We start from the raw sequence: 24094 nt of genomic DNA, 5'->3' as shown, positions 1-24094 counted from the left end.
TTTCGCACTCCCTCGTGTTCGGGGCGGTGCAAAATCCAACCTCACCAGGGCAACTCGCTGCCATCCCAACTATAGAAACGACCGTTACTCCCCTCCTCCAGTGATCCGATCACCCTCAACAGATTGGCTGCAGTTTCCCCGGGCTTGCGCACCTCCAGACTGGCCAGTGACTGCTGGAATGGCTCGCTGAGTCCCGATTCGGTTGTACCGGGATGCACGGCAACACAGCTCACGGGCCGACACCGCCTTGGCAACTCCACAGACAGGTTCCTGACCAGCATGTTCAGGGCGGCCTTCGAACAACGATAGGCGTACCATCCGCCAAACCGATTGTCTTCGATCGACCCGACCTTGGCGGAAATGGCCGCAATCCGCTTGAACCGGCGATGTCGCAAATGGGGCATGGCCGCCCGCATCACAGTACCGAAACCGGTGCAGTTGACGGCAAAGGAGCGCGCCATCGCCCCGGCCTCAAGCTCCTCGATCCGTTTCTCGGGAAAGATCTCGCTGTCGTGCAGAAGGCCGGCAGTATAGATCACGGTGTCCAGCTCGCCATCCGGACCCAGCATTTCCGCCAGGCTAGTACCCAGTTCTTCCACGCTGCTTGTTTGGGCGTCCCACTGCGCTAGTCGCAAGCGACTATACGGGATCTGCTCCCTCAGCGCAGCCGGGTTCCGGCACAGACCCAAAACGGTCCGTTCGGGATCCGTGGCCAGTAACTGGCTCGCCAGCGCGGAACCAATCGCCCCGCTGACGCCTGCAATCAAAACCTGCTTCATGATGAGCTCCAACTGGTTGAAAAGACTACCAAAGGGTTTTCAGAAAAACCCATTGACCGAACCCAACAGGTCGATACGTTTTTTTTATGAAGTTGCGCCACTTTTTTTTGTCCGATCAGTGAAGACCAAAGCGTTCAAACGGTCGTACGAATCACCAGTTTGGAAACGAGCACCGGGCTGCGACGCCCGGACCAATCACACCCAGTCTGACTGACCTGAAAACGATGAGGAGAGCGTCCATGCAATACCAGGCACCCGCGAATGACCTTCGCCTCCTGCTGTTTGATGTCCTGGGAGCAGACAAGCTGCACGAGCTGGAAAAGTACGCCGACGCCACCCAGAATCTGATGTCCGCGGTGATTGACGAGGCCGGCAAGGCTGTCAGTACGATCCGGAAACCCGGAGCGTGGCAACACCCGATGGGTTCAAAGAGGCCTGCCGCAAGTTTGTTGAAGGCGGCCGGACTGCCCTCGACGCGCCCCTGGAGTTCGGCGGCCAGGGCCTGCCCCACACTCAAGTTCGTGGTGGATGAAATGGTGTGCTCCACCAACCTGTCCCTGGGCATGTACCCGGGCTTGACCCACGGAGCCATCAGCGCCCTTTATGCCCATGGTTCCGGGGAACACAAGCAGACCTATCTGGACAAGCTGATCTCCGGTGAGTGGACCGGCACCATGTGTCTGACCGAACCCCAGTGCGGCACGGACCTGGGCCTGATGAAAATCAATAATGGACACGTTGATTAGTGTCTCTGAACTAGTGTCCCGTCTGGTTAATTCGCTGACCTACTGAGCCACTGAGAGCCTTGAGAGCAAGGCGCGATGGCGAAGGTTTGGTGGTTCCAAATCGAGTCAGAGCAACGCAGCTATCAAGGCTCTCAGTGGCTCCCGAAGGGCGCGCCCCCGCGTGGCGCTTTTTTATGCCTGCTTTTCGTCTCCCTTCGATGCCTGGGTTACAATTGCGTCCTTTGATTCGCGCCGGCAAAGGCCGGCTACTGACGGAGGCTGAATGTCCGCGGACGATTATGCTTTTCGTTTCGGGGGGATCGAGCGGCTCTATGGCCGCCGTGCCCTGGACGCATTCCGGAATTCACACATCGCCATCGTCGGCCTCGGCGGTGTCGGTTCATGGGCGGCAGAGGCTCTGGCCCGCAGCGGTATCGGTACCCTGACGCTGATCGACATGGATGACATCTGTGTATCCAACACCAACCGGCAGCTACACGCCCTGGAGGGACAATACGGTCGTACCAAGACCGACGCCATGGCCGATCGCCTGAGAACCATCAACCCCCATGCCGAGGTACGGGTTCATTTTGGCTTTCTGACCCCCAGGAATGTCGCCGAGCTGGCCACCCCCGAGATGACCGGAGTGGTCGATGCCATCGACAGCGTCAAGGCCAAGGCCGCCCTGATCGCCCACTGCCAGCGACGCAAGATTCCACTGGTCTGTGCCGGCGGAGCCGGTGGCCAGATGGATCCGACCCAGATCCAGGTGGCCGACCTTGCCAAAACCACCCAAGACCCGCTGCTTGCGAGGGTCCGCAACCTGTTGCGGCGGGAATACGGTTTCTCCCGCAACCCCAAGCGGCGATTTGGCATAGAGGCCGTATACTCACTTGAGCAGCTCACGTATCCTGCGGGAGATGGTGAAGTGTGCCTGCAGAAACCGGCCAGCAACGGCCCGGTCCGGCTGGACTGCGCCTCCGGCTTCGGAGCCGCCAGCCCGGTGACCGCCAGTTTCGGCTTTATCGCGGCCTCGCGCCTGCTCAACCGTATTGCCCGGCGCGCCAACCTGTAATTCAAAGGACCTGAAAACCTATGCCTCTCAGCTCTGTCATGGTTCTCGCCAGCATCGGCGTCCTGTCGCTGTTCTGCCAGTGGCTGGCCTGGCGAGTGCGAATGCCCGCTATCCTGTTCCTCCTGGCCGGCGGTATTGCCGCGGGACCGCTCTTCGGCTTCCTGGCACCAGAGCAGATCTTCGGGGACCTGCTGTTCCCGGTGATCTCGCTGGCGGTAGCCATCATCCTGTTCGAGGGCAGCCTGACTCTGCGCTACGAGGAAATTCGCGGCCACGGCAAGATGGTACGCAATCTGGTGCCGGTCGGCTCCATCGTCACCTGCATCATCGGTACTCTGGTGACCCGTTGGGCCCTTGATGTATCCTGGGAAGTGGCACTACTGTTCGGTGCGATCTCCATCGTTACCGGCCCTACCGTGATAGCGCCCCTGTTGAGATCGGTCCGTCCGAAGTCCAAACTGGCCAACATCCTGCGCTGGGAAGGCATCATCATCGATCCGGTGGGCGCGCTGCTCGCAGTGTTGGTATTCGAGGGCATCGTCTCCTGGGGCCAAGGCAACGTTTTCAGCCACTCCCTCTATATCTTCGGCAAGACCCTGCTGGTAGGTTTTCTGATCGGGGCGGCTGCCGGCTATCTCAACGGCCTGGTGCTGCGCAAGCACTGGATTCCCCAGTACCTGCACAATGCCGGTACGCTGACCTTCATGCTCGGCGTCTATGCTATTTCCAATGAACTGGCACACGAATCCGGCCTGCTCACGGTCACCATCATGGGTATCTGGATGGCCAACATGAAGCGGGTGCCGATCGAGAGCATACTCGAGTTCAAGGAGTCCCTCAGCGTGCTGCTGATCTCCGCGCTGTTCATCATCCTGGCTGCCCGGGTAGAGTTCTCGGCCATTGCAGATCTGGGTTGGGCCCTGGTCGTGGTCCTGGCCGCCCTGATGCTGGTGGCGCGCCCCCTGAGTATCTTCCTGTCAGCCATTGGCACCGACCTCAATCTTCGGGAAAAACTGTTCCTGAGCTGGATCGCGCCCCGGGGCATCGTGGCGGCCGCGGTCTCGGCGCTGTTCGCATTCCAGCTCCAGAGGCTCGGCTATGAAAGCGCCGGCGCCCTGGTGCCACTGGTGTTCATGCTGATCATTGCCACAGTCACCCTGCAGAGCCTGACGGCGCGCCCGGTGGCACGGCTGCTCAAGGTCGCGGAACCGGCCGAATACGGCTTCCTGATCCTGGGTGCCAACAATGTCGCCCGGATGATTGCCCAGGCCCTGAAGAAACATGAGGTGCCGATCACCCTGGCCGACACCAACTGGGAGAACGTTCGCCAGGCCAGGATGGATAACCTGCAGGTCTACTTCGGCAACCCGGTCTCTGAACACGCCTCCACCCACCTGGACCTTACCGGCATCGGTAAACTATTGGTCATTTCCCCGTATAAGCACATGAATTCACTGGCCACGTACCATTTCCTGGACTGGTTCGGAAAAAACTGTGTATTCAGTCTGGCCGAGGGCGAGCAGGATCAGAAGGCGCGCCACCAGACGGCAGAGAAGATCCAGATGACCCGAGGCCTGTTTGATGGCGTCAGCTACGCCAAGCTCGCCAGCCTGGCCAGCCAGGGCTATACGGTGCGGACCACCCAACTGAGCGAGGAGTTCAGCTACGAGGCCTTCCTGGAGAAATACCAGCGTCAGGCCCTGGTACTGTTCGTGTTCGACAGCAAGGGTTACATATCGCCGGTCTGTAAGATGGAAGACCTGAAACCGGAGGAAGGCTGGATGCTGATCAGCCTGGTCCCGCCTCAGCCACAGAAGGAACGCAAGGAGAAAAACAACGGCGGAAAAACCGCGAAGGCAGAAACCAAAGACGCGGAACAAAAAGACTGAGGGCTCCGGCACTCAGCGGCAGTCCAGCACCAGCTTGCCGCGGACATGCCCACCTTCAAGCGCTTCGTGGGCTTCCCGCACCTGATCGAGGGTAAATCTGCCGTCGACGTGCACCCGCACATCGCCGTCCTCGATCAGCTCGGCGATTTCCTCCAGGTGAAAGACATCCGGGCGCACAGTCATGCCATGGGCCCGCAGGCCCATCTCTTCGGCGATGCTGATAATCTCATCGGCCGTCACGGTGGGAATGGTCACCAGGACACCGCCCTCACCGAGGGTATGGAGTGAACGCTTGCCCACGTCTCCCCCTATCAGATCCAGCACCATGTCCAGGCCATAACATTCGTCGGCGAAATCGATGGTGTGGTAATCAATCACTTCATGAACGCCCAACTCCGCGAGAAAGTCACGGTTTCGCGCGGAGGCCGTGGCAATCACATGGGCACCCCGTTCCAAGGCAAACTGGACTGCAAAATGGCCGACACCACCAGCACCGGCGTGGATCAGGATCTTCTGTCCGGATTCCAGCTTGCCCATCTCGAACAGCCCCTGCCAGGCCGTCAGTGCCGCCAGGGGCACACCTCCGGCCGCCACCAGGTCGAGTTCCTCCGGCACGATCGCCAGATCATCGCCCGCGGCCAGGGCATACTCGGCGTAGCCCCCGCCGGTGGCCGGGAACCCCACCATGCCCATCACGCGGTCACCCGGCGCCAGGGTGGTCACTCCGTCGCCCACAGAAACCACCTCGCCGGCCACGTCATAGCCGGGCGTCCAGGGCAGCGAGTTCTCGATCTGACGCGCGGCAAAGCCCAGACCCTTGCGAGTCTTCCAGTCAATGGGGTTCAGGCCGGCGCCATGAACCCGAATCACCACCTGTCCTTCATTCGGTTCCGGCACCGGGCTTTCCACCACCTGCAGGACATCCCGTTCACCAAAACGGTCATAAACTACGTGGCGCATGGAAGTGTCGATATTGTTTTCGTTATTGGATTCCATGGGTCTCTCCAGACATCGGTGGTTAACGATTGATGGTAATGCTCGGTGCCCGCTGAGGCGGACGCTTTCAGACTAGCAGAAAACCGCCTCCGGGTAAGGCTCAGTTTGACTCGAGGCCCTTGCCGCCACTGACCGAGGCGGCCGACAGGATCTCGGCAAATTCCTTTGGTGCCCGGGACGGTCGTTGGGTTTTCATGTTGACGCAGGCATGGGTAGACACTGCCCGCACCAGGGTTTTGTCATCCGCTGGGCGCACCAACTGGAATTGGCGGGAGGAACGGAAGCGCCCGTCAAACCCGGTCAGCCAGGTACCCAGGATGAGCCGGTCCCCGACGTTGGCCGAGGTGAGGTAGTCGATCTCGGTACGGGTGATCGCCATAGCTTTGCCAGTGGCCTCGTGCAACTCCCAGGTCATGCCCAGGCTCTCGATGTGGGCCCAGCTGACATCCTCAAGCCAGCGGACGTAAACCACGTTATTGGCGTGCCCGAGGCGATCGGTGTCCTCTTCACGCACGATAATTTCAAGGGTGAAGGGATCCGGCAGATCCCAGTCAATCTTCTGTTCGGCGGTCATTCGTCAGTGTCTCCGAGCCCCGGAATGGCCTGCAACGGTAGCCGCCCGATACGGTCGTTGTGAAGTGAACCAAAGTATAGAACCCCGTCATGGGGATTCACCGAGGTGATTTCCTGCAGGTGGGTACCCCGGGTATCGTGCAGGCTGGTAATGGGATTGCCGTCCCGGTCGTAGGCCACCACCAGACCATACTCCTGGGGGGCGGGTTTCAGGCTGTCCGGAAGCTTCGCGACCAGGTCCTTGAGCCAGGGCGTCCGGTGCAGGACGTCAACCTGCGCGTTCCGCAATGTGGGGAAGGCCACCCAGTAACGGCCATCTCTATCCACCGCCAGGTTGTCGGGGAACCCTGGCAGGTTGTCGGCAAATACCTCCGCCCGACCGGCCCGGGGGCCTTGCAGCCAGTAGCGCAGGATCCGGTATTTCCAGGTCTCGTTGACCAAAACAAAGTCACCGTCCGGCGAAACCGCGACGCCATTGGCGAAGTACAGGTTGCCCAGCAGGACCTCGGCCCGCCCGGTGCGGGGAGAATAACGCAGGAGGCGGCCATGGGGGCGCATTTCCAGAAGGTCGAGCCGATAGTCCGGCTGATGAAAGCGGGAACTGGCATCGGTGAAATAGATGGTGTCATCCGGACCGATGTCCACATCATCGGTAAACCGGAACGGGGTGCCTCCGGCTTCCCGCGCCAGCACGGTCACGGTCTTGTCCGGGGCAATGGATAGCAGCCCCTTCCAGGCATCCGCAACAATCAGGTTTCCCTTTTGATCAAACACCATCCCCAGAGGCCGGCCACCGGTCTCTAGCCACTTTTCGATGCGACCGTCCGGAAAGACGCGGACGATGAAGCCGTCCTGGGTACCGCTGTACAGAACGCCATCCGGTCCGACCGTGGTGTCTTCCGGGCCGTAGACCTGGCCGCGGGCCAGAAGGTCCGCCAGTCGAAGCCGTTCGTTGGCTGCCAGGATCCCGGTCAGCGGTGGTGCCGAGGGCGGCTCCCAGGCCTTGCTGTCAATGGGCGACGGCGTCAGCAAAAAACTGCCGAGCAAAAGAAACACCACCAGCAACCCGATCAACAACCACTTCATAGAGTGCGTCCGCCTGTTGTTATTTTCCGATTCCCCCGCCAGGACAATGGCCTAACCATAGCAGACGCGGGCTAGACCATGAAAACAGACCGTGCCGGACGGCGCCGGCATCAGTCCTCACTCTCAAGGAACCGGCGACAAAGGGCGGCGAAGGTATCGGCTTTCTCGGCATGCAGCCAGTGGCCGGTATCCTGGATGATGCGCAGTTCGGCCGAAGGAAACAGGCTGATGATCTGGTCACGGTGCTTTTCCTGGATGTAGGCGGATTCTGCGCCCTTGAGGAACAGGACAGGACCGTTGAAGGGGCCGTCACCCTCGGGGGCTTTGGCCAGATTTTCATAGCAGTCATCGATCACCGGCAGGTTCAGCCGCCACCGGAACATGGGGCCATCAGCAGTCTGCTCTTCGCTGGGCACCCGCTCCAGGTTCTTCAGCAGGAACTGCCGGACGCCGGGCGTCTCGACATACTCCGCCAACAGCTTGTCGGCATCCTGACGGGAGCGCACGCTGGTCAGATCCAGACTTCTCAGCCCCTCGAGAATGGCATCGTGGCGGGGTTTGTAGCTGACCGGCGCGATATCCGCCACGATCACTTTCTCCACCCGCTCCGGCGCCATGAGCGCCACCTGCATGGCCACTTTGCCCCCCATGGAATGCCCCAGGAGTGAGGCCTTGTCCAGTCCCTGGGCATCCATGTAGGCAAGCACGTCTGCCGCCATGGAGGGGTAGTCCATGCTGTCGGTGTGTGGGGAGCTGCCGTGATTGCGTTCGTCCAGGGCGTGGATCTGCCATTCATCCTGCAGCCGGCGCGCGATCCCTCCCAGGTTCTCCAGTGACCCGAACAGGCCATGCAACAGGATCAGGGGTTTGCCTTCGCCGGTAATTCGATGATTCAGCTCGACACTCATGGACAGACAGCCTCCGCATTGGAAAGGATTGTTCTCGGAGCGGGATACATTACCATTGCCAGCCCAGCGAGCAAGGCAGACGAATATCAGGACGAAAAAAAGCCGGGGGTTACCCGGCTTAAGGTCATAGGCTAAACGCCTGTCTGATCAGCAGTAGAAGATGCTGTCCAGATATTCCGCGAGAGCAATCACGTTCTTGCGTTCCTGCTCGCTATGGGGCACAAAGATTTCCTGTTCCATACAACACCTCCATCAAGTGTGCATTCATTACTCCAACCTGATGTGATGATGCTATCGTTGTATCGCAAACAGGCCGTTGACAAGTTGTCCCATACGCTTGACATTTTGTACCAGCGTCCATGACAGATTGTTAACTTTCAGAAGGAATGTTGTGAGTTCCTCGCACCCGGATACCCTGACAGCCCGCACTCCCGGCGTTGCCGCCTCCAGCACGCTGGCACTGGTGCATTACCTGGAACGCCAGGGTGCACTGGACCAGAGCCGGATCGCCCGCATCACCGGCCTGGATACCGGTGAACTCGAAGATCCGGACCGCCGAGTGCCCGCCGATGCCCACTACCGGCTGTGGGAGTATGCCGAACAGATCACCGGGGACCCCGGCGTCGGTCTCCATGCTGGCAAGCTGGTCGATCCCGAGCGCATGGGGCTGGTGGGGCATGTGTTTTTCAACTGCGACACCCTGGGCGAGGCGGTAACCCAGTATGTGCGCCTGCACCGGCTGATCAACGAATCGGTCATCCTCACGTTCGAACAAAGCGGCGACACCGCCATCCTGACCTGGCAACCGGACGTTCCGGAACATTACTGCCGCCAGGACATGGACCGGACCCTGGCCGCTGCCATGAGCCGGACCCGGCACTTCATCCATCCCGGTATCCAGGCCGAATGGGCCGAGATCGCCCATGAGAAGCCACCCTACGCCAACGAATACGAAGTCCTGCTTGGCGGGCCGGTAACCTTCGGGCACGGCATCACCCGCGTTGCCTTTGCCAGTCGCCACCTGAGCCATCCGATACCGCACCGCAACCCCTATGTGTATTCGGCGGTCCTTCGCCAGGTCAATTTCCTGCTGGCCCGGCTGCAAACCCGCCGCTCCTTCAGCCGCAAGATCCGCAGGCTGATTTCCCGGCAGATGGCGACCGACCGGATCGATGCCGACACCCTCGCCCGTCAGTGTCACATGAGTCGCCAGACCCTCTACCGAAAACTCAAGAAGGAAGGACTGAGTTTCCACGAACTGGTGGAGGAGGTACGCAAGGACAAGGCCCTACGTTATGTCGCTGCCGACCAGTATGCCCTGGGCGAGATCGCCTTCCTGCTGGGCTTTTCCGAGCTCAGCGCCTTCAGCCGGGCGTTCAAGCGCTGGACCGGCCAGGCGCCGGCCCAGTACCGGGCCGAACACCAGGGCGCTGGCACCACGGACCCGGGGAGTACATCATGATGGAGGGCTTTCCGCTGATCGCCATTGCAGTCGGCCTGGCGTATCTGGCGGCACTGGCATGTATCTACCGGATCCTGCTGACCTACCGCACGCCCCAGGGCGCCATCGCCTGGATCATTGGTCTGCTGGGCATTCCGTATGTCACCGTACCTCTGTTTCTGCTGATCGGCCGGAACCGGTTCGGTGGTTACGTCAAGGCCAGACGGTCGGGTGACGAATCCCTGACCGACCTGCTCAACCGGTTTGAGCAACAGACCACATCCATTCCCGCCCCCGGCAATGACCGTTTCCAGGATGAGCTGCAGGTGTTGTGCAAACTCGGCCGCCAGCCTTTCACTGATGGCAACCATTGCACCCTGCTGCGCGACGGCGAAGCCACCTTCGAAGCCCTGTTCGAAGCCATGGAGGATGCCCGCCGCTACATCCTGCTCGAATTCTATATTGTCCGTTCGGACCGGGTCGGCCAGCGCATCAAATCGATCCTTGAACGGAAACTGGCACAGGGCGTGGAGGTTTGGTTCCTGTACGATGACATCGGCAGCGTCTTCCTGCCCCGCCGGTACCTGCGAGAACTGTCCCAAGCCGGCGCACGGGTCGCCTCATTCGGCGACGGCAACATCCGCCGACGGCGATTCCAGATCAACTTCCGAAACCACCGGAAGCTGCTGGTGTGTGACGGCAGGGTGGGTTTTGTCGGCGGCATCAACCTGGGTGATGAATACCTGGGCACCGCCATGAACCAGGATCCCCTGCGGGACACCCACTGCCGGATCGAGGGCCCGGCGGTAAGCGGCCTCCAGCTGGCCTGGCTGGAAGACTGGAACTGGGCCAGTGACGAGCTGCCCAACCTGGACTGGAGCGCCGGCGAGCACACCCCGGGCGACCAGGAAGTGCTGATCCTGCCCACCGGACCGGCCGATTCCTGGGAGACCTGCACCCTGTTTTTCCTGAACTGCATCAATAACGCCCGGTCCCGGATCTGGATTGCCTCGCCCTACTTCGTCCCCGATTTCCAGATCATGAATGCCCTGCAGCTTGCGGCGCTTCGGGGCGTCGATGTCCGTATCCTGATCCCGGAAACCCCCGACAACCACCTGATCAAGCTGGCCGCCTACTCCTACCTGGTGCAGGCCAGCCAGGCCGGCATCGGCATCTATCGCTATCAGCCGGGCTTCATGCACCAGAAGGTGGTGCTGGTGGATGACCGCTATGCCGCCGTGGGTACCGCCAACCTGGACAACCGTTCCATGCGCCTGAACTTCGAGATCACCGCCATCAACACCGACCGACAATTCGTGTCCGAAGTCGAGCAGATGCTGGAGGAGGACCTGAAAAGTTGCCGGCTGATGACCGAGCGCGACTACCGGGACCGCTCGATCCTGTTCCGGCTGACCTGCCGGGCCATCCGCCTGAGCGCCCCCTTGCTGTGACACCGGCCTCAGACTGGCTCCGGGCCACTAGAATGTGCGAATATGCGAGCAATTCCAATTCCATGCAGTAGCCGTAAACCGACATGAACGCTTTCAAACCCCGTGAGACCCTGACCGAACAGGTCGCCCGCCACATCGAAAACCTGATCGTTTTTGGCCAGCTTCGCTCCGGCGAGCGCATTTACGAGGGCTCCATGGCCAAGGAAATGGATGTCAGCCACGGCTCGATACGGGAAGGGTTACTCCTGCTGGAAAAGCGGCACCTGGTGCGCAACGTCCCGCGCAAAGGCGCATTCGTCACTACCCTTGACGATTACTTTGTGCGGAGCCTGTACGAGACCCTCGAGCTCTACCTCACCCACACGGGACGAAAGCTGGTGCGCCAGTGGCAACCGTCAGACATGGAGCGGCTTGAATCCCTGCACCGGCAGATTAAGACCTGTTACCAGAACAATGACCTGATGAAGTTCCTCGAGCTGGGCATCGAATACACCAAGGCTTCCCTGGTTTACGCCGACAACTACTTCATCGTGAACGCCATTGATGACCTCTGGCCCTCAGCCCGGCGTTGCGCCTTCGCTGCGTTCCAGCACGGTGGCAGCCAGGTGCTGGAGGACAACCTCGCCAACATGGAAGAGTCTATCAGCGCGATCCGGGACCGCGACGAAGAGCGCCTTGCCGGCATCCTCCACCGTTTCGCCCTGCAACAGTGCCAGCAGGTACTGGACGCCATTGCCGGGAACGAACAGCGGAGCTGACCGGCCTCCTCAATAGAACAGCTGGGTGAAGGAGAAGCCGATGTTGAGGTATGCGCTCCAGTTGTCCTCATTGTTGTAGGCACCCGCCAGCTGGACCGGCCCCAGGAAGGTATCCACCCCGGCAAACAGGCTCCAGGACCGGACCGAACCATTCCAGCTGGCATCACCTAGGGAATCCCAGGCGTTGCCTGCCTCGAACCCGACACCGGCAAACCACGGCATCAGCGGACCGCCAAAACTCTGACTGGCATAGGCTGCCGCCATGGCAGCGCTCTCGCCGGTAATCTGGCCAGGGGCAAACGCTGACAGTCGCCGGAAGCCACCCAACCGGACATGGTTCTCCACCCCGGCCTCGCCCCGGGTCACATCCTCGGCAAACACCAGTCCCGTCAGGGTCAGGCCCTGCCAGCTTCCGGCACTCAGAAGCAGCGTGGTTACCGAGTCGAAATGCCGGTCCGAGCCAAGATCCTCCCGTTCGAACCGCCCTTTGACACCGGCAAAAGCCCCTGCGGTCGGAAAGAACGAATCGTTCAGGGAATCATGGACCAGCCGCAGCGTCATATTGCCCTGGTGGATGGCGTCATCCGGGGCCACCGGCTCCCCCACTTCCTCATCCACCGTGGCATAGCCGCGGGTGTAGGTCAGCTGCGCCTCGGCGTCACCTCCCAACTCCACCCCCAGGGCAATATCTGCCGAGCGAAATATGACATCCACCTCCGCAACCTGCTGGCCGGCTTCATCATAGACACCAAAGCTTTCCCGGGAATACTCACCACCCAGCACAAAGAACCGGTCGTAGCCGAAGTCCAGCGGCTGATACCACTGGGTTCTGATCCACGGTTCAGTGCCCAGCTGTAGGCCAGTATGCCATTCCCCCCCAAGCCGGTTGAGCTCTGTCATGCGCAGCGCGGAGGCTATATTGAACCGGGTCTCGCCATCGAAATTGTCCTCGTAGCCGAGACCGAATGACAGGTAATTGGGGCCCCAGCTCTTCTCCCGGGGCTGAATAACCAACACCGGTCCATCCGGCGAAGGTGAAAGGGAGTAGGACACCGTTTCGTAATAACCAAGGCCATAGATCCGCTTGAGATCCTCTTCCAGGGCCGGGATATCCAGGGGCTCACCGATGGATTGGCGAATTCGCTCCCGCAGGAAACTCCGGGCCAGCCTGCGACTGCGTTCGATCTCGATACGGGCGACGGGGCCGGCATTGAAAGCACGTGAGGACATCCGGGCCTTGTAGGCCGTCCAGTCGGTTCGTGAGACCTGCAAAGGCCTCAGCTCACTGGCATGATTGCGGGCGGAGGTCGCACCCAGCTCGAACAACAGTGGCGCCTGGTAAAAATCCGCCGGAGTGTGCCCCTGCAGATCCGGGCGGATAAGAATGTCCCTTTCACCAAGCAGGTCCAGTTGCTGGTCGGTATTGCGGCGGGTCAGCAGGGTTGTGAGCTGGCCGACCACGGAAAAGGCTTCCCGCAGGTCATCGGTGTTCATGAGCGGGTCGGTGATATCCACGGCGATAATCACCTCCGCGCCCATATCCCGGGCAACGCTCACCGGCAGATTGTTGGCGACACCTCCATCCACCAGCAGCCGGCCGTCCAGCTCCACTGGAGTGTAGACACCCGGAATACTCATGCTCGCCCGGACCGCCTCGGCCAGGTTGCCATGATCGATCACCACCTGCTCCCCCGTGGCCAGGTCGGTAGCCACCGCCCGGAACGGAATCGCCAGCCGGTCAAAGTCTTCCACCAACGCAGCATTCCGGGTCAGTTCGTTGAGAATGAAGCCCAGGTTCTGACCGGCGACAATCCCGCCACCGACATGCAAACCATCGGCACGGAGACCGAGACCGGGCAAAACCGGAAACCGCCAGTCATCCTGTTTGCGTCGAATCGGTTTGTAGGCCCGTCCCGGGTCGTCCCGGAAACTGGACAGCCAGTCCATTTCGATGAAGCGTTCCTCAATTCGGGCAACCGGCATCCCGGAGGCGTAAAGGGCACCGACGGCCGAGCCGGCGCTGGTGCCCACCACCACATCCACCGGAATGTTCATTTCCTCCAGCACCCGGAGTACCCCGACATGGGCCATGCCCTTGGCCCCGCCACCGCTGAGCACCAGGCCCACCCGGGCACGCTCGTGCTCTTGCGCCAGCAGGAATGCCGGAGTCAGGAGGCACAGAAGCAGGGTAGCCAGAGTTCTCAACGGACGCGTCCTGTGACCAGATACACTCAGCGTTTGTCCTTGTCGTCCTCGTCTACCAGGGACAGGTGCGAGACATCCGGGACCATGGGCGGCGGAAGCTCCCGCTCTACCCCGAGGTCCGAACCCGCTGGCGCCAGGGTCCAGTCATCCAGGTGTTCGAACATGGGCGCCTCGGCTTCCTCATGTTCAGCCAGGGTCACCCCAACGGGATCCAGGTCAAGACCACTGCCGGCCAGGATGTCATCCACTTTCTCCCCGGCCACCGGTAACCGGTCTCCCGGCTCAACCTTCGGCGTTACACCGCCGCTGGCTCGCACCGGAGTGCTGGCGGTCGGTTTGGGTGCCGGTTCATCAGGCGTGGGGGGCGAGGCCTGGGTGCCGGAGGGCGATGGCGCAGGTGTTGGCCGGGCACCGGGCATGGGCTGGACATACGCCACCATGCCATGTTTTTGCAGCACCGCCCGGTATTTCTCGGCCTGGGCCTCCTCAAGCTTGTTGCGTATGACCACCGGTTGACCACTGAACATCCGTTCGACCTGTTCGACAGAGGCCTTGAACAGCGCCCGGGCGTTATTTCTTGCCGTCTGCTCATCGGTTCCGGCAGCACACTCACCTTTGAATACCAGCTGAAACATGGCTCTCTCCCTATCGTTTTTACTCTTGAAAGAATAGTTGATCGGTTCGTCCGGGGCACCCCGGAGAAACTGTATCCAGACTGCAAACAATTGAAAAACTTTTCCCACCACCGGCGTAAATGACGACACACTCTGCAATAATGGCCTGCAACGAGGTGTTACATTTTGTTACACTACCCAAAAAGAAACCAGGGAGTGGACACATGAGCCTTCGAATCTTTTCCCGCATCGTCATCGCCGCCCTCCTCTTGACAGCACCATTGGCGAACGCCGAAAACATTGATGTGCTGATGAGCCAGGTCTTCCCCCAGCAGCAGGCCACCTACATTGGCTATGAAAGCATCGTCCGCGAGGATATTCCGGTGGCGGCTACAGCGGATCGGAAATACCTGATCGTGGATTTCCGCTTCGCGGCGGGCGAACCGCCCATCGAGCAGCTGCAGGCCAGCGTCCACAAGGTGTGCATGACCCTGTTGAAGGATCGTGACCTGATCCGAAATCTGTCCGAGTCCGGCTACGACATGGTCTCCGTGGCCTTTGACCGCCGCTCCCAATTCGACTGTCTGTGATCAGCGGCGGGTCAGTCCTGCCGCCCCAGCAGCTTCGGAAACGACTCCAGCGCACTGTTCACCGCATCAAGATTGAACGCGTCCACATCCGCCAGCAGTTTTTCCCCATAACGGGTAACCGACGGTGACCGGTGCCGCTGGCCCCAGGCCACAACACGCCGGGCAAAATCCTTCATCTGCTCCGGGTCACCGCTTTCGCGGACCGTTTTCCACTCATCGCCAAAGTCCCGGGCAAGCTGCTGCCGCAACCAGCCACGCTCCTGCATGCTCAGGGTCTGCGCCAGCAGGCGTTCCTCTTCTTTTGGCTCACCGTCTTCCTCGGCCTGCTCCACCGTCGCCTCCACTCTCGGCAGCGTCACGGTAAACACCGAACCCGTGCCAGGTTTACTCTGCACCGCCAGGTCCCCACCCATCATGCGCGCCAGCTTGCGGCTGATCGCCAGTCCCAGGCCGGTACCGCCATAACGACGGGTATTCTGCCCCTCCTGCTGCTCAAAGGCATCGAAGATCCGTTCCAGCTGGTCCAGCGGTATACCGATTCCGGTATCACTGACCCTGACCACCAATTGATGGAACTGGCGGTCCGTTGCCTTGCCATCGTCGTCCGGAACGTCTTTCAGTGGTTTTGCTGTGGCTCGGACAGTAACGCCCCCTTCGTGGGTAAACTTGATGGCATTGCCCACCAGATTGAACAGAACCTGGCGCAGCCGGGTCTCGTCCAGCATCATTGCAGCGGGCATCTTCGAGTCCACACTTACCTCCAGAGTAATCCCCTGTTCGCGCGCGCGTAGGTCGAAAATATGCCGGACATCGCCCAGCAGCCGGCGCACCGAAACTGCTGAATAGTCGAGGCGCATCTTGCCGGCCTCGATCCGGGATAGATCCAGGATGTCATTGATCAACATCAGCAGGCTGCGGCTGCCCGCGCGAATGGCGTCCAGGTAACTGCGCTGCTGGGGATCGGTCACGCTGTTGCTGAGCAGGTCGCTGTAACCAATCACCGCATTCATCGGAGTCCGGATCTCATGGGACATGTTGGCCAGGAACTCGCTCTTGGCCCGGCTTGCGGCCTCGGCCTCCCGGGCCAGCCGCTCGGCCTCGAGTTTGGCCGCCCGCAACTCGTCCTCACTACGGCGCAAGGCATTTTCCGAGCGGATCCGTTCATCCACCTCCCGGGACAACTTCCGGTTCCAGTACAGGAAGATCAGCACCACTACGATGGCGATCAGTACCACCCGTCGCACGACGGTGTAGTCAGTTTCCTGTTCAATATCCAGGTGAATCCAGCGGTTATAGATGGATTCGGTTTCCGAAGCCTCCAGGTTCGACAAGCCCTTGTTCAGGATCCGGTGCAGCTCCGGGTTGTCCTTGCGCACCGCCAGCCTGAGATCGTATTGGTAGGGAGTAATGCTGGTAATGCGGAGATTGGACAGGCCCAGCCGTGCCACCGTGTAGCTGACTGCCGGAATATGGGTCACCATCACGTCCAGGTCGCCGTTGGACAAGGCCAGCAGCCCTGCCTCCACATTCCTCATGGGATAAAGATCAAGGTTGGGATGGTTGATCAGCAGATAATCGTGGGCAGCGTGGTGGCTAACGACCCCGACACGCTCCTCCCGCAATTCCCGAAGATCCCCGATAAACCGACCGTCATCCCGGATCACCAGGGCAATGGGCACGTTCAGATAGGCGCGTGTGAACAGATACTTGTTTTCGGTGCGGGGCGTTCTGGACAGACCGGGCAGAATATCCACCTCACCATCGATCAGTTTCTGTTCCGCCTGGGAGCGGTCTTCGACCATGGCGCGAGTGAAACGTATGCCCAATTCGGATTCCAGCCGGGTCACCAGATCCGCCACCAGACCGGTGGGCCTCTCATCCTGCTCATACTCGAACGGCGGCCAGTCAGAACGGAAGGCGACCCTCATGTTGGGATTGCGCTTGAGCCAGTCCTGGTCTGTCACCGAAAGTTCAACACCACTGCGCTCCATGGACGGCACATCGGCCTGAAGCCAGGACTGACGGATCACCCGATGCTCGTTGTGGCTGAGGGCCGCAATTGCACTATCGAGCACCCGGAACAGGCGTTCCTGTTTTGCCGGGACCTGGAGCAGCACATCCACCGGCTTGTCATCGAGCAGCCTGGCTAGGCCGATGCCGTTGATCATGGCCGACTGCAGATAATCGGACACCATCGGCACCGGTCCGACAAACGCCTGAGCTTCGCCGGAGAGCACCGTACTGACCGCCTCCCCGATTCCGCTCACTGGCACCGGCTGGAACTCTTCCACCGGTTCCAGCATCGCGTACTGATTGGTGTCGCCCTTGATGATGGCAACCTGACTTCCCTCCAGATCCGTAAGGGACTGGATGGCTGCGTCACCGGCACCGACAAACAGCCCGTAGGTCAGGGTCATCAGTGGTTTGGTCATGCGCTGACCGCTGGCAATCCGGGTGCCCGGCGCATGGGTAGTCAGCAACGCATCGGGCTCCGGACGCACGGCGCTGGCTTCTTCCCCGCTCTCAAGGATGACCGGATCCACCGGCACTCCCAGCTTGTCGGACAAGCGGGCCAGGTAATCAATGTAGGTTCCCGCCAGCACCCCGTCGCCGGTATCGAAAGCCAGTGGCACCTGTCCGCCCTGAACGCCTACCACAAACCGTTCCTGCTGTTGCAGCCACTCAAGGTCGGACTGGCCGAGCACCGGCGCTGGCGAGGGCTGGGGAGGATCCGCCAGGACGGGGGATTGAAACAGGCCAAGCAGGCTGCATAGTAACAGGGAGCGAAGGACGACCTTCACTGGATATCCTCCCGGGATTCGCTAAAGTTCAGTGAACAATACCTGCAAACGTTGGCGATTTCATTCAGACACTCTCAATAAGGAGACGGTACTCCATGGACACCAGCAAACACTCCCTGAGCATCCTGTTCGAGCAGCTCGGCCTGGCCTCCGATGACAAAAGCATCGAGGACTTTGTCGCCAGGCATTCCCCGCTTCCGCGGGAGATTGCCCTGCAGGACGCTCCGTTCTGGTCGGAAAGCCAGTCCCACTTCCTGGAGGAAGGACTGGAAGAGGACAGTGACTGGGCTGAAATCATCGACGAACTGGACGCAATTATGCGTCATTGATCGTCTGAACCGGATTCGGGTTTGGTGCGCCGGGCCCGGGGATGACTCTGGTCATAAACCCGCGCCAGATGCTGAAAATCAAGGTGGGTATAAACCTGGGTGGTGGCTATGTCGGCGTGGCCCAGGAGTTCCTGGACCGCTCTCAGATCGCCACTGGACTCCAGCATATGACTGGCGAAGGAATGCCTTAACAGGTGGGGGTGCAGTTTCTGATCGGCGCCTCGAGTAATTCCCCAGCGCCCCAGCCGAGATTGAATACTGCGACGGCTGAGCCGATCCCCCCGACGACTGACAAAGACCGCATTCTCTCCCTCCGGCGCCAGCTTCGCTCTCACGGACAACCAGACCTCGATTGCCTCCACAGCCTTGCGTCCCAAGGGCAGAACCCGTTCCTTGTTGCCTTTACCGACCACCCGCACTTCCCCGGCACGCAAGTCCAGCGAGTCAAGATTCAGATCCGCCAGTTCCGACAGCCGTAAACCGGAGGAGTACATCAGCTCGAACATACACAGATCCCGCACCTCGAGGGGGTCGTCAGGACGGGCATCAAGCAACTGGCTGAGCTGGTCAACGTCTGCCACCCGAGGCAAACGGCGGCCGCTTTTCGGGGCACGGACATCCACCGCCGGGTTGTCCGTCACCAGCCGTTCCCGTAGCAGAAAGTTATAGAACCGGCGAATGGCCGAAAGGTGACGCGCGATGCTGCGACCGCTCAACCCTTGCCGGCTGAGGACCGCCACATAACGGCGCAGATCATGGCTGAGCAGTAACCTCCACTGGTCACGTCCAGATTCCGCCAGCCAGAGCGCAAGTCGGTTCAGATCCCGCTCATAGCTATCACAGGTACGTGGCGAATGGCGCTTCTCGGAGACCAGGTGGCGAACAAACCTCGACAGCGGTTCCTGCAGGGAATCGGGCAGCATCGCGGCGACGATCCCCGCTGACACGCTATCGGGACTCCGCAGTGATGTCGGCCACCGGAGCACAGCCGGTGTGGCGCTGGATCATGGGGGGCAGCAGGCGGCTCAGGGTGTCGCTGATGTAGCTCAGGAACAATGACCCCATGCTCTGATCGAAATACCCGGGCTGGCAGCTGCCGACGGCAAACACACCCACTAGTTGTTCATGGCGCAGCGGCACCAGGGCAACCGAGGCGATTGGCTCTTCCCGGTCCGGGAACAGGAATTCCCGCTCTCTCTCCCGGAACTGCCCGCACACCGCGCGGTCGCCGTCCAGCAGCATGTCCAGCCGTTCCCGGGCCAATTCCGGACCGACCACATGCAAGGCACCCTGGGAGGCTTCCGGCAGGGCCTGGTCGGTGAACAGCAGGACCGAGGAAGCATCCAGGCCGAAATCGCCGCGGATACTGTCATCGATGGCCGACGCCATATCGTTGAGGGTGCGGGCCTCAATCACCTGCATCAGCAGCCGTTTGCTTTTCTCGAACAGGCGGTCGTTATGGCGGGCAATGGAAACCAGTTCCACCAGTTCCCGGCGCAGGATGTCGCGCTGCTCGCGAAACAGATGCACCTGCCGCTCCACCAGGGAGATGGCGCGACCGCTGTCATGGGGCAGAGTCAGGCTACGCAACAGTTCATCCTGATCAACAAAGAAGTCAGGATTGGCCCTCAGGTAGTCGGCCACCTGTTCCGGCGTGAGGTCTTCGGCCTTCTTGCGGACCGTCTGTTCTGTCATCGCGTTCTCCCGGGCTGTCAGGAACGTTGTCTGTTTGAACGACCGCTCTTACGGCGGCGGGTATGGTTGTCTGGTGGCAGGCGCAACTGCCCTTCAAACACTGTCGTCGCAGGGCCTTCCATCATAACAGGCGCCCCTTCCCCCTGCCATTCGACGACCAGCTTGCCGCCGCGCAGCTCCACTTCCACCCGCTGGTCGAGCAAGCCGCGGACATTGCCGGCAACCACGGCTGCGCAGGCACCGCTGCCGCAGGCCAGGGTCTCGCCAGAGCCCCGCTCGAACACCCGCAAACGGGCATGACCCCGATCGAGAATCTGCAGGAACCCGATGTTAGCCCGGGCCGGAAAACGGGGGTGGCGTTCCAGCAGCGGCCCCAGGGTTTCCACCGGAGCGGTGTCAACGTCATCCACCACCAAAACACCATGGGGATTACCCATGGAGACCGCACTGAGCTCCACGGCCTGGCTGCCGACCTCGACCGTGTAGACGTCCTTGCGCCGTTCGGCGGCGAAAGGAATAGCCGGCGGATTAAACTCGGGCACACCCATGTTGACCATGACCATGCCGTCCTTACCGACGCGCAGCTCGATCACACCCTTGGCGGTCTGGACCCGGATGACCTTCTTGTTGGTCAGGCGCTGGTCCCGAACGAATCGGGCGAAGCAGCGGGCACCGTTACCACACTGCTCCACTTCCGAGCCGTCGGCATTGAATATCCGATAGCGGAAATCCACATCCGGCAAGCCGGGCGGCTCCACCACCAGCAGCTGATCGAAGCCAATACCGAAATTCCGGTCCGCCAGCTCCCGGATGATCTCCGGGCGCAGCCGGAACGGCTGACTGATGGCGTCGACCACCATGAAATCGTTGCCCAGACCATGCATCTTCGTAAACCGGAGAGTCGGGCCCTGCCCGCGTCGCTGCTGACTCATCTCCTGCTCCCGGGTCATTCCGGCAAACAACTTTCAGGGGCGAGCTGGTCCTCCAGGGTTTCCCGGCGACGAACCATGTGGACCTGCTCACCATCCACCATCAGCTCGGGGGGACGGTTACGGGTGTTGTAATTGGAACTCATGACAAAACCATAGGCGCCGGCGGAGCGAACCGCCAGCAAGTCTCCCGCCTGCAACCGCAAATGCCGGTCCTTGCCCAGGAAATCCCCGGTTTCGCAGACCGGCCCCACCAAGTCCCAGGTTTTCTCTTCGCCGTCCTGATGTGGCCGGACCGGAATGATGGACTGCCATGCGCTGTAAAGCGCCGGACGAATCAGATCATTCATGGCGGCATCGATGATGGCGAAATTACGGTGTTCGGTGCACTTGAGGAACTCGACACGGGTGACCAGGATCCCGGCGTTGGCGGCAATGGAGCGTCCCGGCTCAAGAACCAGCTCCAGGTTGCGATCACCCAGGCGTTCCGCCAGGGCCTTCACGTAGTCCGACGGCTGGGGCGGTTGCTCCTGATCATAGGTCACACCCAGACCGCCACCCATGTCCAGATGACGGATCCGGATGCCCTGCTCCGCCAGAGCATCGATCAGCGCCAACACGCGGTCCAGGGCGTCCAGGAACGGTGACACGGAAGTAAGCTGCGACCCGATGTGGCAGTCCACACCACGGATCTCCAGGTTCGGCAGGGCCGCGGCCCTGGCGTAGACTTGCAGGGCCTCAGCGATATCGATCCCGAACTTGTTCTCTTTGAGACCGGTGGAGATATAAGGGTGGCTCCCGGCATCGACATCCGGGTTGACCCGCAGGGAAATCGGGGCCTTCACCCCCAGCTCGCCGGCCACCCGGTTCAGGCGGTCCAGTTCGGTATCCGACTCCACGTTAAAACAGCGTACCCCCGCCTCCAGGGCGCGCTTCATCTCCCACTGCTGCTTGCCGACGCCGGAGAACACCACCTTGCCGGCATCACCGCCGGCCCGGAGTACCCGCTCGAGCTCACCCGCAGACACGATATCAAAACCGGCCCCCAGTCGGGCCAGCACGTTCAGCACCGCCAGGTTGCTGTTGGCCTTGACGGCATAACACACCAAGTGCGGGCGACCCTTCAGGGCATCGTCGTAGGCCCGGTAGTGGCGTTCGAGAGTAGCCCGCGAATAGATGTAGGCCGGCGTTCCGAAACGCTCGGCGATTTCGGAGACAGGGACGTCTTCGGCGTAGAGCTCGCCGTTACGGTAGTTGAAGTGGTCCATGGATGTCCTGATTCGTTAAGCGGGTGCGCGGTTACTCAGTTATCACTCTGTTCACGGTCTTCCTCTGCCTGGCCGTCGGTCACGGCCCGCACTGCCTCGCTGGCGGCCGCCCTACCCTGATCACGGTACAAAGGGCCCTTCTGGCCACAGCCAGTCAGCAAGAGGGTAAACACGAGGCTGAAGATCGCAAAAAATCGAAAAGGCATGGGCGCCCCCGGAAAGTTGCTTTGGCGCAGTATACCTGACACCCATGGCAGCGGGCGAGACACGGCAACGGACCCGGAGCTTCTTTTCCATGGCAGTATCAGTATCATGGAGCCACTGACCGACACCCGAGGCTATCCGCACGTGAAAGAATTCGTCATTCGCCGCTACCGGCCAGACCAGACACCACAGGATGGTCGCCAGACCCTGCTGAGGATCGATGACGAAGGCACGGTAGTGCAGGTCGATCATCAGTCCGAGGCGGTCCTGGGTTACGAGGCCGGTGAGCTGGTGGGGCAACCGGTCCATCGCATCCTGGCTTCCCGCCAGGACGATCCGTTTGCGCCGGTGAACCGCCACCAGATCGAAGGTGGCCAGCATATCCTGGTGACCTTCCGGCACCGGGAAGGCTTCTTCTTTACCGCTCAGCTCAGTCTCAAGCAGGCCATCCACGATTCCGACCAGGCAGCGCGGGCCACCATCGCCCTGGCTGACGCTGCGCGAGTGGATCCCTGCCTGTTGAAATCCGCCGAGGACCTTGCCCGGTTCGGACTCTGGGAACTGGATATTGCCAGCAACGAGATGACCTGGAGTGAGGGCATCTACCAGCTGCTGGAGCTGCGTCCAGGCCTGGACATTACACCGGATCAGGCGTTGTTCTACTGCCAGGCCGGCCAGTCCAGGGTCCGGGCGCTGTTCCGGCGTTGCATACGCACCGGCCAGCCGTTTTCCCTGGACCTGAATGCGCTGACGGCACGGCAGAAGCAGCGCCGTATGGCCCTGGATGGCCGGGCACTGCGCAAGGGAGGACGCATCCACCGCCTGGTCGGCACCCTGGTGGACCGCACCGCGATCATGGAACAGGAAAAAGCCCTCGATCATTACCATCGGCTCATGGAAGCCGCCGGACAGGCAACCCCTGACCTGGTGGCGGCGGTAGACACCCGGCTGACGCTCCTGCACTGCAACCAGTCCTATGCCAGCCAGTTCGCCCAGACCTTCGGCAAGACGCCTGCCGCCGGTGACAATCTCAGAGAACTGCTCCGGGAGCACCCCAACGAACGCCGGCTGATCGAACGGCTCTGGCAGCGGGCGTTCGAACGGGGCAGCTTCGTGGTGGAGATGCCACTGGCCCACCAGAATCGCGAGCTGCCCGTCCACGAATTTCACTACCAGCGCCTGACCAGCGCCCAGGGCGACATCCTCGGCGCCGTTCACATTGGCCGTAACACCCACACCCGGATCAGCCAGAACGAAGCCGGTGACCGGATCCGCCGTGACCCGGTCACCGGCCTGATGAATCGCCGGGAATTCTTCGCCCGCCTGCTGCAGACCCTGGAACAGAAATCCCACCGGGACAGCATCGACAGCCTGCTGTACCTCGACCTGGATGACTTCAACCGATTCAACGAAACCGCCGGCAGTGGTACCTGCGACCGTTACCTGCGGGAGCTGGCCGGCAATCTGGGAGTGCGGATACGGCAACGGGATGCCCTGGCCCGGTTGTCCGGGGACACCTTCGTACTGCTGATCGAGAACTGCCCGGAGCCCCGGGCCCGTAAAATTGCCGACGATATCCGGGAACTGGTTCGCAGCTTTGTCTTCGAATGGCAGGGCAGCAAGCTGCATACCACCGTCAGCGGCGGTCTGCTGGTAATCGAGAACGAATTTCCGAACGATCCGGAAAAACTGCTGACCCAGGCCGCCGACCTGTGTCATACCGCCAAGACCTCCGGCCGCAACCGGATCCACACGGCTCGGGCTATCGCCTCCAGCAT

At 61.0% G+C, this 24094-nt stretch carries 22 protein-coding genes; 9 read left to right on the top strand and 13 right to left on the bottom strand.

The genetic code is table 11. The features are described from left to right. Positions 1-41 precede the first annotated feature (41 nt). Complete coding sequence (locus tag R6W86_RS09960) at positions 42-779, bottom strand: SDR family oxidoreductase (protein WP_410329204.1); 738 nt, start codon at positions 777-779, stop codon at positions 42-44. A gap of 239 nt (positions 780-1018) precedes the next feature. Between R6W86_RS09960 and R6W86_RS09955 the strand changes: the two genes are divergently transcribed. The 3 genes from R6W86_RS09955 to R6W86_RS09945 all read left to right on the top strand — a co-directional run bounded on the left by R6W86_RS09955 (position 1019) and on the right by R6W86_RS09945 (position 4468). Then, a complete protein-coding gene (locus R6W86_RS09955; RefSeq protein WP_410329203.1) occupies positions 1019-1525 on the top strand; it encodes an acyl-CoA dehydrogenase N-terminal domain-containing protein in 507 nt (168 codons plus the stop codon). Between the two features lie 262 nt (positions 1526-1787). Next, complete coding sequence (tcdA, locus tag R6W86_RS09950; RefSeq protein WP_410329202.1) at positions 1788-2579, top strand: tRNA cyclic N6-threonylcarbamoyladenosine(37) synthase TcdA; 792 nt, start codon at positions 1788-1790, stop codon at positions 2577-2579. Positions 2580-2599: 20 nt separating this feature from the next. Next, positions 2600-4468: a cation:proton antiporter gene (locus R6W86_RS09945; protein WP_410329201.1), complete on the top strand. Its 1869-nt coding sequence runs from the start codon at positions 2600-2602 to the stop codon at positions 4466-4468. A 12-nt stretch (positions 4469-4480) separates the two neighbouring features. Here R6W86_RS09945 and R6W86_RS09940 read toward each other — a convergent pair whose 3' ends face one another. The 4 genes from R6W86_RS09940 to R6W86_RS09925 form a co-directional block, all read right to left on the bottom strand. Further along, entirely contained in the window at positions 4481-5464 is a 984-nt protein-coding gene (locus R6W86_RS09940; protein ID WP_410329200.1) for an NADP-dependent oxidoreductase, read from the bottom strand. Positions 5465-5564: 100 nt separating this feature from the next. Then, a complete protein-coding gene (locus R6W86_RS09935; protein ID WP_410329199.1) occupies positions 5565-6038 on the bottom strand; it encodes an acyl-CoA thioesterase in 474 nt (157 codons plus the stop codon). Further along, entirely contained in the window at positions 6035-7123 is a 1089-nt protein-coding gene (locus R6W86_RS09930) for an SMP-30/gluconolactonase/LRE family protein (RefSeq protein ID WP_410329198.1), read from the bottom strand. Before R6W86_RS09930 ends, R6W86_RS09935 begins: the two co-directional genes overlap by 4 nt. Before the next feature lie 110 nt (positions 7124-7233). Beyond that, positions 7234-8031, bottom strand: a complete 798-nt coding sequence (locus R6W86_RS09925; RefSeq protein WP_410329197.1) for an alpha/beta fold hydrolase — start codon at positions 8029-8031, stop codon at positions 7234-7236. 391 nt (positions 8032-8422) lie between these two features. Here R6W86_RS09925 and R6W86_RS09920 point away from each other — a divergent pair, with 391 nt between their 5' ends. The 3 genes from R6W86_RS09920 to R6W86_RS09910 all read left to right on the top strand — a co-directional run bounded on the left by R6W86_RS09920 (position 8423) and on the right by R6W86_RS09910 (position 11681). Then, complete coding sequence (locus tag R6W86_RS09920) at positions 8423-9493, top strand: AraC family transcriptional regulator (RefSeq protein WP_410329196.1); 1071 nt, start codon at positions 8423-8425, stop codon at positions 9491-9493. Next, complete coding sequence (cls, locus tag R6W86_RS09915; RefSeq protein ID WP_410329222.1) at positions 9493-10923, top strand: cardiolipin synthase; 1431 nt, start codon at positions 9493-9495, stop codon at positions 10921-10923. Before R6W86_RS09920 ends, cls begins: the two co-directional genes overlap by 1 nt. An 83-nt stretch (positions 10924-11006) precedes the next feature. Then, complete coding sequence (locus tag R6W86_RS09910) at positions 11007-11681, top strand: GntR family transcriptional regulator (RefSeq protein ID WP_410329195.1); 675 nt, start codon at positions 11007-11009, stop codon at positions 11679-11681. Between the two features lie 9 nt (positions 11682-11690). On the opposite strand, the gene R6W86_RS09905 is transcribed toward R6W86_RS09910, so the two are convergent. Together R6W86_RS09905 and R6W86_RS09900 are read right to left on the bottom strand one after the other, a co-directional pair. Then, entirely contained in the window at positions 11691-13772 is a 2082-nt protein-coding gene (locus tag R6W86_RS09905) for a patatin-like phospholipase family protein (RefSeq protein WP_410329221.1), read from the bottom strand. Positions 13773-13912: 140 nt separating this feature from the next. Further along, the gene (locus R6W86_RS09900) at positions 13913-14521 is read right to left on the bottom strand and encodes a hypothetical protein (RefSeq protein WP_410329194.1); all 609 of its coding nucleotides are present in this window, start codon (positions 14519-14521) and stop codon (positions 13913-13915) included. A 203-nt stretch (positions 14522-14724) separates the two neighbouring features. Here R6W86_RS09900 and R6W86_RS09895 point away from each other — a divergent pair, with 203 nt between their 5' ends. Continuing rightward, complete coding sequence (locus R6W86_RS09895) at positions 14725-15090, top strand: hypothetical protein (RefSeq protein WP_410329193.1); 366 nt, start codon at positions 14725-14727, stop codon at positions 15088-15090. 11 nt (positions 15091-15101) lie between these two features. Here R6W86_RS09895 and R6W86_RS09890 read toward each other — a convergent pair whose 3' ends face one another. Next, positions 15102-17891 carry an ATP-binding protein gene (locus R6W86_RS09890; RefSeq protein ID WP_410329192.1) on the bottom strand — a complete coding sequence of 930 codons (2790 nt, stop codon included), beginning with the start codon at positions 17889-17891 and terminating at the stop codon, positions 15102-15104. 95 nt (positions 17892-17986) lie between these two features. Between R6W86_RS09890 and R6W86_RS09885 the strand changes: the two genes are divergently transcribed. Next, positions 17987-18220, top strand: a complete 234-nt coding sequence (locus tag R6W86_RS09885) for a DUF2789 domain-containing protein (RefSeq protein ID WP_410329191.1) — start codon at positions 17987-17989, stop codon at positions 18218-18220. Here the strand turns inward: R6W86_RS09885 and xerC are convergent. Genes xerC through lptM form a run of 5 tightly spaced genes read right to left on the bottom strand, consistent with a single transcriptional unit; the run spans position 18214 to position 22318 of the window. After that, positions 18214-19143, bottom strand: coding sequence for a tyrosine recombinase XerC (xerC, locus tag R6W86_RS09880; protein ID WP_410329220.1), 930 nt, complete (start codon positions 19141-19143; stop codon positions 18214-18216). The genes R6W86_RS09885 and xerC overlap by 7 nt on opposite strands. A gap of 25 nt (positions 19144-19168) precedes the next feature. Then, entirely contained in the window at positions 19169-19915 is a 747-nt protein-coding gene (locus tag R6W86_RS09875; protein ID WP_410329190.1) for a DUF484 family protein, read from the bottom strand. A 17-nt stretch (positions 19916-19932) separates the two neighbouring features. Further along, positions 19933-20847: a diaminopimelate epimerase gene (gene dapF, locus R6W86_RS09870; RefSeq protein WP_410329189.1), complete on the bottom strand. Its 915-nt coding sequence runs from the start codon at positions 20845-20847 to the stop codon at positions 19933-19935. A 14-nt stretch (positions 20848-20861) separates the two neighbouring features. Further along, complete coding sequence (gene lysA / locus R6W86_RS09865) at positions 20862-22112, bottom strand: diaminopimelate decarboxylase (RefSeq protein ID WP_410329188.1); 1251 nt, start codon at positions 22110-22112, stop codon at positions 20862-20864. A gap of 35 nt (positions 22113-22147) precedes the next feature. After that, positions 22148-22318, bottom strand: coding sequence for an LPS translocon maturation chaperone LptM (gene lptM / locus R6W86_RS09860; protein WP_410329187.1), 171 nt, complete (start codon positions 22316-22318; stop codon positions 22148-22150). A 106-nt stretch (positions 22319-22424) separates the two neighbouring features. Here lptM and R6W86_RS09855 point away from each other — a divergent pair. Then, a partial coding sequence (locus R6W86_RS09855; RefSeq protein WP_410329186.1) for a diguanylate cyclase domain-containing protein occupies positions 22425-24094 on the top strand: 1670 nt, incomplete at its 3' end.

The organism is Marinobacter sp., assembly GCF_046484525.1.
Classification (GTDB): domain Bacteria; phylum Pseudomonadota; class Gammaproteobacteria; order Pseudomonadales; family Oleiphilaceae; genus Marinobacter.
This window is presented reverse-complemented; position numbering and strand designations above follow the sequence as displayed.

Coding starts and splice junctions, on each gene's coding strand:
- R6W86_RS09960 (WP_410329204.1), bottom strand. CDS start 779: ATGAAGCAGGTTTTGATTGCAGGCGTCAGCGGGGCGATTGGTTCCGCG.
- R6W86_RS09955 (WP_410329203.1), top strand. CDS start 1,019: ATGCAATACCAGGCACCCGCGAATGACCTTCGCCTCCTGCTGTTTGAT.
- tcdA (WP_410329202.1), top strand. CDS start 1,788: ATGTCCGCGGACGATTATGCTTTTCGTTTCGGGGGGATCGAGCGGCTC.
- R6W86_RS09945 (WP_410329201.1), top strand. CDS start 2,600: ATGCCTCTCAGCTCTGTCATGGTTCTCGCCAGCATCGGCGTCCTGTCG.
- R6W86_RS09940 (WP_410329200.1), bottom strand. CDS start 5,464: ATGGAATCCAATAACGAAAACAATATCGACACTTCCATGCGCCACGTA.
- R6W86_RS09935 (WP_410329199.1), bottom strand. CDS start 6,038: ATGACCGCCGAACAGAAGATTGACTGGGATCTGCCGGATCCCTTCACC.
- R6W86_RS09930 (WP_410329198.1), bottom strand. CDS start 7,123: ATGAAGTGGTTGTTGATCGGGTTGCTGGTGGTGTTTCTTTTGCTCGGC.
- R6W86_RS09925 (WP_410329197.1), bottom strand. CDS start 8,031: ATGAGTGTCGAGCTGAATCATCGAATTACCGGCGAAGGCAAACCCCTG.
- cls (WP_410329222.1), top strand. CDS start 9,493: ATGGAGGGCTTTCCGCTGATCGCCATTGCAGTCGGCCTGGCGTATCTG.
- R6W86_RS09910 (WP_410329195.1), top strand. CDS start 11,007: ATGAACGCTTTCAAACCCCGTGAGACCCTGACCGAACAGGTCGCCCGC.
- R6W86_RS09905 (WP_410329221.1), bottom strand. CDS start 13,772: ATGGCCCATGTCGGGGTACTCCGGGTGCTGGAGGAAATGAACATTCCG.
- R6W86_RS09900 (WP_410329194.1), bottom strand. CDS start 14,521: ATGTTTCAGCTGGTATTCAAAGGTGAGTGTGCTGCCGGAACCGATGAG.
- R6W86_RS09895 (WP_410329193.1), top strand. CDS start 14,725: ATGAGCCTTCGAATCTTTTCCCGCATCGTCATCGCCGCCCTCCTCTTG.
- R6W86_RS09885 (WP_410329191.1), top strand. CDS start 17,987: ATGGACACCAGCAAACACTCCCTGAGCATCCTGTTCGAGCAGCTCGGC.
- xerC (WP_410329220.1), bottom strand. CDS start 19,143: ATGCTGCCCGATTCCCTGCAGGAACCGCTGTCGAGGTTTGTTCGCCAC.
- R6W86_RS09875 (WP_410329190.1), bottom strand. CDS start 19,915: ATGACAGAACAGACGGTCCGCAAGAAGGCCGAAGACCTCACGCCGGAA.
- dapF (WP_410329189.1), bottom strand. CDS start 20,847: ATGAGTCAGCAGCGACGCGGGCAGGGCCCGACTCTCCGGTTTACGAAG.
- lysA (WP_410329188.1), bottom strand. CDS start 22,112: ATGGACCACTTCAACTACCGTAACGGCGAGCTCTACGCCGAAGACGTC.
- lptM (WP_410329187.1), bottom strand. CDS start 22,318: ATGCCTTTTCGATTTTTTGCGATCTTCAGCCTCGTGTTTACCCTCTTG.